Annotated in this window: 13 protein-coding genes; 7 read left to right on the top strand and 6 right to left on the bottom strand. The window is 71.9% G+C overall.

Annotation, left to right across the window (positions count from 1 at the left end; all coding sequences use genetic code 11):
• The first annotated feature begins 80 nt into the window (after positions 1-80).
• The 6 genes from C1J01_RS03145 to C1J01_RS03120 all read left to right on the top strand — a co-directional run bounded on the left by C1J01_RS03145 (position 81) and on the right by C1J01_RS03120 (position 6,098).
• Complete coding sequence (locus C1J01_RS03145; RefSeq protein ID WP_235854219.1) at positions 81-1,607, top strand: FAD-dependent oxidoreductase; 1,527 nt, start codon at positions 81-83, stop codon at positions 1,605-1,607.
• Positions 1,604-2,470: a PrsW family intramembrane metalloprotease gene (locus C1J01_RS03140; RefSeq protein WP_111175759.1), complete on the top strand. Its 867-nt coding sequence runs from the start codon at positions 1,604-1,606 to the stop codon at positions 2,468-2,470. Before C1J01_RS03145 ends, C1J01_RS03140 begins: the two co-directional genes overlap by 4 nt.
• A gap of 164 nt (positions 2,471-2,634) precedes the next feature.
• The gene (locus C1J01_RS03135) at positions 2,635-4,782 is read left to right on the top strand and encodes a sensor histidine kinase (RefSeq protein ID WP_181448545.1); all 2,148 of its coding nucleotides are present in this window, start codon (positions 2,635-2,637) and stop codon (positions 4,780-4,782) included.
• Positions 4,779-5,186 (top strand): roadblock/LC7 domain-containing protein, encoded by a 408-nt coding sequence (locus tag C1J01_RS03130; protein WP_111175755.1) that lies wholly within the window; start codon positions 4,779-4,781, stop codon positions 5,184-5,186. Before C1J01_RS03135 ends, C1J01_RS03130 begins: the two co-directional genes overlap by 4 nt.
• The gene (locus C1J01_RS03125) at positions 5,183-5,545 is read left to right on the top strand and encodes a DUF742 domain-containing protein (protein ID WP_111175753.1); all 363 of its coding nucleotides are present in this window, start codon (positions 5,183-5,185) and stop codon (positions 5,543-5,545) included. The genes C1J01_RS03130 and C1J01_RS03125 overlap by 4 nt, the downstream gene beginning before the upstream one ends.
• Positions 5,526-6,098 carry a GTP-binding protein gene (locus C1J01_RS03120; RefSeq protein ID WP_111175751.1) on the top strand — a complete coding sequence of 191 codons (573 nt, stop codon included), beginning with the start codon at positions 5,526-5,528 and terminating at the stop codon, positions 6,096-6,098. Before C1J01_RS03125 ends, C1J01_RS03120 begins: the two co-directional genes overlap by 20 nt.
• Here the strand turns inward: C1J01_RS03120 and C1J01_RS03115 are convergent.
• The 6 genes from C1J01_RS03115 to C1J01_RS03095 form a co-directional block, all read right to left on the bottom strand.
• The gene (locus C1J01_RS03115; RefSeq protein WP_111175749.1) at positions 6,095-6,469 is read right to left on the bottom strand and encodes a DUF742 domain-containing protein; all 375 of its coding nucleotides are present in this window, start codon (positions 6,467-6,469) and stop codon (positions 6,095-6,097) included. The two genes, C1J01_RS03120 and C1J01_RS03115, sit on opposite strands and share 4 nt — an antisense overlap.
• Entirely contained in the window at positions 6,466-8,670 is a 2,205-nt protein-coding gene (locus C1J01_RS03110; RefSeq protein ID WP_111175747.1) for a sensor histidine kinase, read from the bottom strand. The genes C1J01_RS03115 and C1J01_RS03110 overlap by 4 nt, the downstream gene beginning before the upstream one ends.
• Positions 8,671-8,726: 56 nt before the next feature.
• Complete coding sequence (locus C1J01_RS03105) at positions 8,727-9,410, bottom strand: DUF998 domain-containing protein (protein WP_111175745.1); 684 nt, start codon at positions 9,408-9,410, stop codon at positions 8,727-8,729.
• 430 nt (positions 9,411-9,840) lie between these two features.
• Positions 9,841-10,014, bottom strand: a complete 174-nt coding sequence (locus tag C1J01_RS51865) for an SDR family NAD(P)-dependent oxidoreductase (protein ID WP_235854227.1) — start codon at positions 10,012-10,014, stop codon at positions 9,841-9,843.
• Between the two features lie 68 nt (positions 10,015-10,082).
• Entirely contained in the window at positions 10,083-10,307 is a 225-nt protein-coding gene (locus C1J01_RS51860) for an SDR family NAD(P)-dependent oxidoreductase (protein WP_235854218.1), read from the bottom strand.
• A gap of 34 nt (positions 10,308-10,341) precedes the next feature.
• Positions 10,342-11,181: an SDR family NAD(P)-dependent oxidoreductase gene (locus C1J01_RS03095; protein ID WP_111175743.1), complete on the bottom strand. Its 840-nt coding sequence runs from the start codon at positions 11,179-11,181 to the stop codon at positions 10,342-10,344.
• 190 nt (positions 11,182-11,371) lie between these two features.
• Between C1J01_RS03095 and C1J01_RS03090 the strand changes: the two genes are divergently transcribed.
• Positions 11,372-12,113: helix-turn-helix transcriptional regulator (locus C1J01_RS03090; RefSeq protein ID WP_111175741.1), on the top strand; the 742-nt coding region annotated here is incomplete at its 3' end.

The raw sequence follows: 12,113 nt of genomic DNA, 5'->3' as shown, positions 1-12,113 counted from the left end.
CGTAACAGGGCACGCAAAATGTCGTCGACACGCTGCGCGTCCATGCGCGGCTTTTCGCCCGGGCTGCTGATGATCGCGCCATGAGCTTGACTCCGCGCGATCTCGGGCTGGATCGCCCCATTTCTCGCCGGGATCTCTTCGACGGGATCGCCCTGGCCTCCCTCGGGAGCGCCCTGGGGCCCGTGCCGGCGGCGAGGGCCGCGTCCACGCCGTTCACCGTACGAGGGGACACCGCCGCGGCGCTCAGCGTGCCGCACGCCCTGCGGGACGGCCGGTTCTGGGCGCACGCGGGCACGCCCGAGCCCACCGGGGAACGCTATGACCTCGTGGTGGTGGGCGGCGGGCGCGCCGGGGTGAGCGCCGCCAACGGGTGGCTGCTGCGTCACCCGTCGGCGCGCGTGCTCGTGCTCGACAACCACGACGAACTCGCCGCCCCGCGTCCGCCGGTGCGGGCCGCGGGGCCCGACGCCGTGATGTGCGACGCGGAGAGCTTCGGCGCCGACACCCTGGTCACGACGGCCTCGCCCGGCTGGATCGACAGGCTGCCGATCGCCGAGGCCGCCCGGCGGGACCTGCTCCGGCTGCACGACGACCCGCCCGACTGGTTCCCCGGGCTGAGCGCGGAGGCCAAGCAGGAGCGGCTGGCGGAGCTGACGTACTCGCGGTTCCTGCGGGAGGTGTGCGGGGCGCACCCCGACGTGGAGCGGTTCTGCCGGACCCTGCCGAGCCGCGACTGGGCCTACGACGCCCGCGCGTTCGGAGCCATCGACGCCTGGGGGATCGGCTATCCCGGGTTCGCCGGGCTGGGGCTCGACCGCGACAAGCCGTCCCCGTACAACTCGCCCACCGTGCGGCGGAACTGGCACGGCGAGGCGCCCGCCGCCGACCCCGCCCTGGACGGCCGGGCGCTGCTGCGCCTGTCGAGCCCGGTGGTCTCGGTGCGCGACGGCGTCGGCTCGGCCACCGTCGGCTACTTCGACGGCGACGGGGTCAGCACCGTCCAGGCCGGGGCGGTGATCCTGGCCTGCTGGAGCGCGGTCGTGCCGTACCTCGTGCCGGAGTTGCCGGAGGAGCGGCGGCGGGCGCTGCGGCAGGTCGTCAGGGTGCCGGCGCTGCACGCCACCGTACGGCTGCGCGACCCGGGGGCCTGGCGGCGGCTCGGCGTCGAGCGGGTGCGCTGGACCGGCGCCTACTGGTGCGCCACCGAGTTCGCGCCCCCCGACTCCGTGCGACTGGTGGCCACGCCGTGCCGGTCGGAGCTGGGGCCCGACGCGGGCTCCGCGGCCGGTCGGCGGGACCTGCTCAGGACGCCGTACGACGAGCTGGAGCGGACGATCCGCGACCAGCTGACGCGGCTGCTCGGGCCGTTCGGCTTCGACCCGGCCGGGGACATCCTGGAGATCACCGTGAACCGGTGGGGGCACGCCTACCCGCCCGAGCACTGCCGGCCCTGGCACGCCTACCACCCCGACGGGCCGTTCCCGGCGGACGCGGCGCGCGGGCCGTTCGGCAGGATCGCCATCGGCGGCTCGGACTCGGTGCCGGCGGCCCGCGCCGACGCCGCCGTGGTGGCCGCGCACAGGGCGGTGGCGGAGCTGACCCGGTGAGCAGGAGAAGGCCGTGGTTGCGGATCTTCCTGACCGGGCTCGTGCTGTGGGTGGCCAGCGTGATCGTCACGGCCTGGACGCTCAACCCCAACCTGGTGCCGACCGTGGTGCTGCTCGGCAGCTTCCTGGTGCCCGTGACGTTCGTGGCCTGGGCGTACGGGCAGGGCCGCTCCCACGCCGTGACGGTGGAGCGGATGTTCGTCGCGTTCGTGGTGGGCGGCGTTCTGGGCGTGCTCGGCGCCTCCCTGCTGGAGAGCTGGCTGGTGCGGCCGTCGATCGTGATGTACCTGCTGGTCGGCCTCATCGAGGAGGCCGCCAAGCTGGCCGCGCTGATGGTCGTCACCCGGCACGCGGCCAAGCGCTCGATCCGCGACGGCGTGGTGCTCGGCGCGACCGTCGGCTTCGGTTTCGCCGCCTTCGAGAGCGCCGGGTACGCCTTCAACGCCCTGTTCACCGCGCACGGCCTGTCGTTGAGCCAGCTCGTCGAGACCGAGGTGCTGCGCGGCATCCTGACGCCGGTGGGCCACGGACTGTGGACGGCGATCGCGGGCGGCGCGCTGTTCGCCGCGGGCGGACGGCTCACCGGGCCGGTGCTGCTGACCTACCTCGGCGTCTCGGTGCTGCACGCGCTGTGGGACTCGATGAGCGCCATCGCGATCGCGATCACGCTGGTGCTGACCGGGCGGCCGTGGCAGTTCGCGGAGCTGCGGATCGGCCGGGTGCCGGACGTGACCGCCTGGCAGGTGCACGTCTACACCGTGGTGACCTGGTCGGGGTTCGTGGTGATCTCGCTGGTCGCGCTGGCGTGGCTCTGGGCGACCCTTGTCCGGGATCGCCACCGGCGACAGATGTCGTCCCAATAATCACGGTAATGAACGCCTTGCTCCCACTGCGCCGGACACTTAATCGGTGCTAGTCTCCTGTGCGATCTTCCGGAGGTGTATTTACACAAGGTGTGGAAATGCCCCCGACTCGAGGTTGGGACATGGGCTCGCGAAACCGGTCAATTCGGTTCAAGATCTTCTTATTGCTGCTGCTACCCCTCCTGTCTCTGAGCGCGCTGTGGGGTTTCGTCCTCAACCTCACCATGGCCGACGCCCGGTCGCTGCTCCGCGCGAACACCCTCCACGAGACACTCGGCGTCGCCTCCGCCGACCTGGGTTCACAGCTGCAGGCGGAAAGGGTCCGCTCCGCCGAGGCGCTGGCCACGCGTGAGCTCACCGAGGTGCTCGGCAGCCAGCGTTCGCGCACCGACCAGTCCGTCGCCGAGTTCCAGCGGGCCGTCTCCGAGGCCGGCGACGCCGTCGGCGACGACCTGCGCGTCCCGCTGGAGACCCTCCGCACCGCCCTCGACCGCCTCGAGTCGATCAGGGCCGCCATCGACAGGGGCGGCAACCCGCGCCTGTCCGGCCTGAACGCCTACAACCGCCTCCTCGACGCGCTCTTCCTCCTGTCCGACGACCTGGTCCCCGCCTCCGACCTGGCGATCTTCCAGCAGGCGTCCTCGCTGCACACCATGAGCCTGGCCAGGGAGTACATCGCCAGGGAACACGCCCTCGTCGTCGGCGCGCTGGCCGACCGGCGGCTGAGCGGGGCGGAGACCGCCGCCTTCGCCGAGTACGCCGCCTCCAGGAAGTTCCTGCACGCCCGCGGCCTGGCCGGGCTCGACGTGCCGCTGCGCAGGCCGTACGAGGAGCTCTTCGCGAGCGAGCCGTTCGTCGTGTTCTCCGCCATGGAGACGCGCATCGTCAGGACGGGCACGCCGCCCGCCGCCGACGCCTGGCGGCAGACCCTCGACGACCTGTCCTCCCACCTCGACGACCTCGGCGCCGACGCGGCCGACACCCTGGCCGGCCGTACGTCGGAGGCCACCGCCGGCACGATGGTCAAGATCGGCGTCGCGGGCGGCCTCGGTTTGATCGCGGTGCTCGCGTCGATCATCATCTCGGTACGCTTCGGTCGACGCCTGGCCGGAGAGCTCGGCGGGCTGCGTTCCGCCGCGGTGGAGCTGGCGCAGCGGAGACTGCCCGACATCGTGGCGCGGCTGCGCAAGGGCGAGGACGTCGACGTGCGGAAGGAGGCCAAGGCGATCAAGGTGCGCGGTTCCGCTGAGATCACCGACGTGGCCAGGGCCTTCGGCTCCGTGCAGCGCACCGCCGTGCGGGCGGCGGTCGGCCAGGCCGCGCTGCGCCGCGGGGTCGGCCAGGTCTTCCTCAACCTCGCCCGGCGCAAGCAGGGCCTGCTGCACCGCCAGCTCGGGCTGCTCGACCGCATGCAGCGGCGCACCCACGACCCCGACCGGCTGGAGGAGCTCTTCCGCCTGGACCACCTGACCACCCGTATGCGGCGGCACGCCGAGAGCCTGATCGTGTTGTCGGGAGCCGCGCCGGGGCGGGCCTGGCGCAGGCCGGTGCCCGTGATCGACGTCGTCCGGGCCGCGGTCGCCGAGGTCGAGGACTACACCAGGGTCGCCGTCACGTCCATGCCGGACGGCGCGATCGACGGCGCCGCCGCGGCCGACGTCACCCACCTGGTGGCCGAACTGGTCGAGAACGCCACCATCTACTCGCCACCCGACACCATGGTGCAGGTGCGCGGCGACCGGGTGAGCAACGGCTACGCCATCGAGGTCGAGGACAAGGGCCTCGGCCTGTCGGCCGCCGAGTACGGCCGGATCAACGCGCTGCTGGCCGCGCCGCCCGAGTTCGACCTGGCCGACAGCGACCGGCTGGGCCTGTTCGTGGTGGCCGCGCTGGCCCGGCGGCACGGGATCAAGGTGCTGCTGCGCCGCTCGCCCTTCGGCGGGACGCTGGCCATCGTGCTGGTGCCGCGCGCCCTCATGGCCGAGACCGAAGGATCCGCCGAGCCCGGCGAGCCCGCGCGGACCCGCGAACCGGGCCGGACCACCCAGACCGGCGACGGCAAGGCGGCGCTGCCGAGCCGTACGCGGAAGAAGGCGCTCGCGGTCGTGACCTCGGGCACCCACGCCGGGCTGCCCAGGCGGGTGCGCCAGGCCAACCTGGCGCCCCAGCTCAGGGAGCAGCCCGAGCAGGAGCAGCAGGCCGAACGCTCTCCCGACGAGGTACGCGACCTGTTCTCCGCGTTCCAGCGGGGAACCCAACGCGCCAGAGAAGAAGCCTCCGAGGAGGGGCCCATGAGTAAGGGGGACGCATGAGTGTGCCGACCACGAACAGCGGCGAACTGAACTGGCTGCTGGACGACCTGGTCACCCGGGTCGCCGCCGTGCGCCAGGCGGTCATCCTGTCGACCGACGGCCTGGCCGTCGGATATTCGAAAGGACTGAACCGCGAGGACGCCGAGCACCTGTCGGCGGTGGCGGCCGGTTTCCAGAGCCTGGCCCGCGGCACCGGCCGCCATTTCGGCGGCGGCGACGTGCGCCAGACCATCGTGGAGATGGAGTCGGCGTTCCTGTTCGTCACCGCGGCCGGCCAGGGCACCTGCCTGGCCGTGGTCGCCGACGCCACCGTGGACGTCGGCCATATCGCGTACGAGATGGCGATGCTGGTCAAGCGCGTGGGCCAGCACATCACCACCAATCCACGCGCCGGGGCGTCATGAGCGAGCGCCCGCAGTGGTTCGATGAGGAGGCGGGACCGGTCGTCCGGCCCTATGCTCTCATCCGCGGACGCACGCGCTCCTCCGGAGACGCGTTCGACCTCGTGGCGACCGTGCGCGCGATCGGCGACCCGCCGGACGACCTCGGTCCCGAACAACGACACATCCTGCGGGCAGCCCAGAGCCCGATCTCGCTGGCCGACCTGGCCGTCGAGCTCGACCTGCCCGTCGGCGTCGTCCGGGTGCTGCTCGGCGACATGCGTGACCACGGCCTCATCTCGGTGACGTCGCCCACGGCAGGAGGGGCGCGCTCGAATGAGCGCATTCTCAAGGAAGTGATCAATGGACTCCGTGCTCTCTGAGGACCCCGTCGCGCTCAAGATCCTGATCGCGGGCGGCTTCGGCGTCGGCAAGACCACCCTGGTCGGATCGATCAGCGAGATCAGGCCGCTGCGCACGGAGGAGGTGCTCTCCGACCGCGGGATCGGGATCGACGACCTCGACGGCGTGGAGTCCAAGACCACGACCACCGTGGCGATGGACTTCGGCCGCATCACCATCCGCGAAGGGCTGGTCGTCTACCTGTTCGGCACGCCCGGCCAGGAGCGGTTCTGGTTCATGTGGGACGAGCTGTCCTACGGCGCGCTCGGCGCGGTCGTGATCGCCGACACCCGGCGGCTCACCGACTGCTTCCCGTCGGTCGACTACTTCGAGCAGCGCGGCACGCCGTTCGTGGTGGCCGTCAACTGCTTCGACGGCGCCGACCAGCACAGCGTCGAGGACGTCCGCATCGCGCTCGACCTCGACGACGACGTGCCGGTCATGCTCTGCGACGTGCGTCGGCGGACCTCGGCCAAGGAGGTCATGATCACGCTGGTGGAGCACTCCCTGCGGACGCTGACCTCCGCCAACTAGAGCGCGCGCAGGCCGTTGATGACCTCACGGAGCAGGCTCTCCGACGGGGCGGCGGCCCTGTCCCGCGGCGGGCGCACCGTCACCAGGCCGTGCTCCAGCACGTCCCCCAGCAGCACCCGTACGACGCCGACGGGCAGGCCCAGATCCGAGGCGACCTCGACCACGGGCCTGGCCTTGCCCGCCACCAGGTTCAGCAGCCGGCGGTGCTGGGCGCCCAGCTCGGCCTTGGCGGAGACGGGCGAGCCCGTCGAGACGACGGTCGCCAGCAGGTCGACCTCGGCGGAGACGGACCTGGTACGCCCGCGTGCGACCGCGTACGGCCGCACGACGGGCCCCGCCTCCTCGTCAACCCACTCGTGCTCGCGGCTCACTGTTCCGATCCCCCATCCTGGTCACTGTCCTGCCGCCCGCGCTGCCAGCCTGACTGCAGCGAGGAGAGCAGTGCCCTGGCCTCCTCGGGCGTACGTTCCTCGGCCGGGCCCGCGGGCGTCGGCGCCTGCTTGAGCCGCTGCGGCAGCCCCGTCTGCCGTTCGCGGCGGGGCAGCCCGGACTGCTGCGGCACGGCCTGCCCCTGAGCGTTCTGGGCCTGCGCGGCCCGCCTGCTGGTGCGGATGCGGCGGGGCAGCTCGCCCGGCCCGGTGGTCTCGGTGTGGACGACCGACACGGAGATCGGCGTCAGGTCCATCGGCTGCGTCGGCGGCGCCATCGGCTCCACCAGCTCGGCCGGGACGAGCACGATCGCCGTGGTGCCCCCGTACGGGGAGGTCTTCAGCGTCACCTTGACGTCGTGCCGGGCGGCGAGCATGCCGACCACCGCGAAGCCCAGCCGCTCGGTCTGCGCCGGGTCGAACTCCGGCGGGCTGGCCAGGCGGGCGTTGACGGCCTTGAACGTGGCCTCGTCCATGCCGAGGCCGCGGTCCTCGATCTCGACGGCGAAGCCCCTGCCGACCATCTCGCCGCGCACGGAGACCTCGTTCTCCGGCGACGAGAACGACGCGGCGTTCTCGATCAGCTCGGCGAACAGGTGCATGAGGTCGGCGACCGCGTTGCCGGGGACGCCGACCTCGGGCATCGGGTAGACCCTGACCCGGGTGTACTCCTCCACCTGGGCGGCGGCGCCGCTGAGCACGTCCTCGACGGGGATGACGCCGCGCCACCTGCGGCCCGCGGAGCCGCCCGACAGCAGCACCAGCCCTTCGGCGTGGCGGCGCATGCGCGTGGTCAGGTGGTCGAGCTTGAACAGCCGCTCCAGCGCCTCCGGCTCCTCCGTCTGGTGCTGCATCTCGTCCAGCAGCTTGAGCTGACGCTGCAGCAGCGACTGGCTGCGCCGGGCCAGGTTGCGCAGCGCCTCGGCGACGCCCTCGCGGAGCCTGGCCTGCTCGACGGCGGCGTCCACGGCCGTGCTCTGCACGCTGTCGAACGCCGCCGCCAGGTCCGCGACCTCGCTGGTCGGCTTCTCGCCGACCTGGATGGGCGGGGCCTCGGCGGCGATGTCCACGGTCTCGCCCTGGCGCAGCTTCGTCACGACGTCGGGCAGCCGGACCTCCGCCAGCTCCAGCGCGCTGCGCCGCAGCGCCGCCAGCTCCTCGGCGAGCCGCCGGCCGACGCGGATCGAGACGACGACGGAGAACGTCACCGCGATCAGGCCGATCAACCCTGCCAGGACGGCCCGCACCACGATGGCCGTGCCGGCCGGCTCCATCCTGGCCAGGAGTTTGTCGCCGGTGCCGTGGACGGCCTCGCGCAGCTCCGTCTGCACCTGGTCGGCGATGCCCCGCCAGAGGTCGACGTCCATCGGCCGGCCGGCGATGTAGCCCTCGAGGAGATTCTCCATGGTGACGTAACGGGGGGAGTAGTACAGCTTCTCGAAGGGGGTGCGCAGCTCGGTGTCGAGGTTGGCCAGAGCCTTCGGGAAGAGGTACGTCCGGGTGCCGTCGATGCCGGCCAGCAGGTGGACGTCGCGCATGCCGGCCCGGCCGTTGGAGGCGATGACCAGGGCGTGCTCGCGGGCGAGCAGCTCGCGCACCTCGTCGGCGGCGATGAGGCCCTGCGCCTGCAGCGACAGCTCCAGGTCGGTGCTCACGGTCAGCCGGGAGTACAGCAGGTGGATCTCGTCGGCGATCCTGGCGTACTCGGTGACGAGGTCACCGGGGGTGAACACCCGGTCGTCCACCTTTGCCCTGATGTCGGGCAGCCGGTCGACCGCCTCAAGCACGGTCTCGAGCTGGTTCTGCATGTCGGGGGTGAGGGCCGAACGGGTGTCCTCCGACCCGGCGTGCTGCCGCAGCGTCTTGCCGCTGGCGTCCACCGCGGCCCTGGCCCGGGCCAGCGCCTCCGGGTCGTCCTGCACGCCGGCGAGCCGTTCGGCCGAGGCCAGGCGCTCGGTCTGGAGGTTGGTGACGAGGCTTTCCGAAGGGTCGATCACACCGGTCCAGATCGCGTCCACCTTGAACAGGTTGAGCGCGTCCCCCAACGTGGTGCTCGCGGCGAAGCCCCAGAGTCCGACCAGGGAGATCAAGGGGATGACGAGCAGCGTCGAGATCTTGAATCTGATGGATCTGCCCGATGCCATGACACCTGCTCCCGGATAGAAGATCGCGGGAGAGAATAGCACCCAAACTGCTCGTATTAAGATCGACTAGCGATAAATCTGTGATATGTCGGGAAATTTGCGTTTGTTGTGGTGCTTGTGGTGCTCTGTCGCCACGTTACCCTGACCAGCCACGCGGCCAGCACCGCGAGCAGGGCCACCTCGGCGCCCAGGAGCAGCCGCTCGACGAGCCCGATCAGGACCCGGTCGCCCGGCAGAGCCACGTACGTGATCGCCAGCAGGCCGAACCCGCCCGCCAGCGCCACCCACTCCACGACCCGCGCCACCGGCTTCCACACGGCGTCCGCGCCCAGCCTCGGCACCAGCAGCGCGCCGGCGGCCGGGAGGCTCACGAAGGCGGCGACGGAGACGTACCGGTGGATCTGCGCGGCCAGGTCGAGGTCCTGGCCGATGGGCGTGGTCGGGATCGCCGCGGCCACCACCAGGGCGCCCGACCACACCATCAGCAACCGCTCCGGCATCCCCCGTACGGGCGCCCCCGCGGCCCGCAGGCCCGCCAGCAACACCAGCGACCCGATCCCGAGCACCGCCATCGCCACCTCCGTGACGCCCCCGCGGTCGGCCACGGCGTACTCGCTGATGGTGACGTTCATGGGGTCGAGGTAGGGGTCGGGATCGAACTGCCCGACCAGCACCCCGGCCACCGAGAACAGGATCGAGGCGCAGGCGATCAGGGGGAAGAGCCTCTTGACTGCGGTCATGCGCCCACTCTGTCCCCGATCGCCCCGATCTCACATCGGGCCCCGCCCCCGACCGATCCCTGACCGAACCCTGACTCCCCACCCGCGACTTCCCCTACGCACTCTCCCGTTTTCTGCGGCTTTCCTTACGCACTCTCCCGCTCCCCTGCGGGCCCGCACGGAGCTCTCCCCCTCACCGGTGTCCTTCCTTTACGGCGGAGCACGGTGGGCACCACCCGCCGACGCGGGTGACCGCCCTTCCAGGGAGACGCTCACCGGCCTCACCGCCGCCCCGCCGCGACGGCGCCCCCTTGACCGCCTCCGGGGTTCTGGCGCGCGGTGCCGGATCGTGGGTGCCCGCCTCCCAGGAATATGGCGGCTTGTTCGTGTCTCCGGCACGGGACGAGGCTGGAGCCGCCCCTGAAGTCGATCAGGGACGCGCACAACCGACTCATCCGAGGGCGCTCGCGTCGGGGTCGGTGACGTGACCGGGCAGCTCGGTGTCGACCATGCCGGGCTCGATCGCGCTGACGCGTACGTTCCCGCGCCCCAGCTCGACGCGGATCCGCCGGGTCAGGTGGCTGATGTAGGCCTTGGTGCCGGAGTAGACGGAGAACTTCTCCAGGATGCGGGTGGCCGCGATGGAGGAGGTGTTGACCAGGTCGGCCGGGCCGCCGCGGCCGGCCGCGGCGGTCAGGTGGGGTCGGTGACGTCGACGGGCAGGGCGAGCGCGGTCCCGCCGGCCGCGGTGATGTCGGCGACCAGCGCGGTGAGCCGGTCCTCGCGGCGCGCCAGGAGAGCGACGGCGGCTCCCAGCTCGGCGAGCCGTCGCGCGGTGGCCGCGCCCATTCCGCTGGAGGCGCCGGTGATCACGGCGATGCGGCCGTCGAATGGCCGGCCGGTGAGGAGGGACGTCATGAGATGCGATTTCCTCCCGTCGGTGGTCGAGGGCTCAGCGGGCGTCGTCGCACGCGGTGGCGACGGACTTGCCCTGCCAGGCGGCCAGGTCGTTCAGGAGCTGGGCGATCGTGACCTGCCGCCGTTCGACGGCGTCGCGCCCCAGCGCCAGGTGCCCAGGAAGCTTGTCCTGGCAGGTGACCTCGTAGATCAGCGCGGCGCCCTTCACCGGGTCGCCGAGCTGGGCGTGGTTGGCCTCGCCGGCCCAGTCCAAGGTGTCGTGGGCGGGAGTGCCGTCGTAGGCGTCGATGAGCCGGGAGGCGGTCGACAACGAACTGGTGTCGAGGAAGTCCGTACGGAAGACTCCGGGCTCGACGACCATGCACTGGATCCCGAACGGCGCCAGCTCCGCCGACAACGCTTCGCTGATGCCGGCGACGGCGGACTTCGTGGCCGCGTACATGCTCACCCCGGGTTCGCCCTCGAACCCGGATCGGGACCCGATGTTGACGATCTTGCCGCTGCGCGCGGCGCGCATCACCGGGAGGACGGCGCGGGTGAGGTTGATCAGCCCGAAGACGTTGAGGTCGAACAGGGCACGCGCCTCGGCGTCGGTGATCTCCTCCAGCGCGCCGAGCAGACCCCGGCCCGCGTTGTTGACCAGGACGTCGATGGTGCCGAAGCGCCGGACGGCCGCCTCGACGGCTCGGTCGATGTCCTCGCCGCGGGTGACGTCGAGGGCGACACCGAGCACCCGGCCGGACTGCCGGAGGTCCGCAGGCAGAGCGTCCGGGTCGCGGACCGCCGCCACCACGGCGTCGCCGCCCGCCAAGGCGGCGCGAGCGATCTGCAGGCCGAGGCCCCGGGAAGCGCCGGTGATGAACCACGTGGACATGTGAATGCTCCTTCGTATGGAAGAAAGGGCCGGATCTCGGTCGCGGGGCATGTCGCGCATCCCGGCCCGATCTCCACTGAACCAGCACTGAGCAGCGAAAAAGGGCCTCAAAATGGCCTAAGCGATCGGGGGACAAAATGGGCCACCCTCGCGAACCGTCGCCCCCCGAGAAGAAGCGAGACTGGGTGGTATGGATCGTGACCACACCGGCAGCCCGCTGGCGGCGTTCCTGCGCTCGGCCCGCTCCCGGCTCAGCCCGCACGAGGCCGGCCTGGGAGAGCCGGTGCTGGGACGGCGCCGCGTGTCCGGACTGCGGCGCGAGGAACTGGCCAGGCTGGCCGGAGTGAGCGTCGACTACTACACCCGCCTGGAACAGGGCCGCAGCCGCAGCGCCTCACCCGAGGTGCTCGACGCGCTCGCCACCGCCCTCCACCTCGACGACGCCGAACGCGAGCACCTGCACACCCTCGCGCGCCCGATGCCCGCCCAGCGCAGACGGCGCCCGCGCCCGCAGCGGGTCCACCCCGCCACCTGGCGGCTGCTCGACACCCTGGAAGCGGCGTCCCGGCCCGCCTTCGTCCTCGGCCGCCGCCTCGACGTCCTGGCCCACAACCGGCTCGCCGGACGTCTCATCACCGACTTCCGCGCTCTGCCCGCCGCCGAGCGCAACCAGGCGCGCTTCGTCTTCCTCGACCCCCACGCCCGCGATCTCTACGGGAACTGGCCCGCCGTCGCCGCCGACACGGCCGCCATGCTCCGCCGTGACGCCGGCCGCCACCCCGACGACCCCGCCCTCGGCGCCCTCATCGGAGACCTGTCGATCCAGAGCGAGGAGTTCCGCCGCTACTGGGCCGACAACAAGGTCCACCAGCGCACCACCGGCAGCAAGGACTACCACCACCCCCTCGTCGGCGACCTCACCATCACCTACC

Source organism: Nonomuraea aridisoli (genome assembly GCF_003236395.1).
Lineage (GTDB): Bacteria > Actinomycetota > Actinomycetes > Streptosporangiales > Streptosporangiaceae > Nonomuraea > Nonomuraea aridisoli.
Note: the sequence above shows the minus strand (reverse complement) of the source record. Positions and strands in the feature narration are given on the sequence as shown.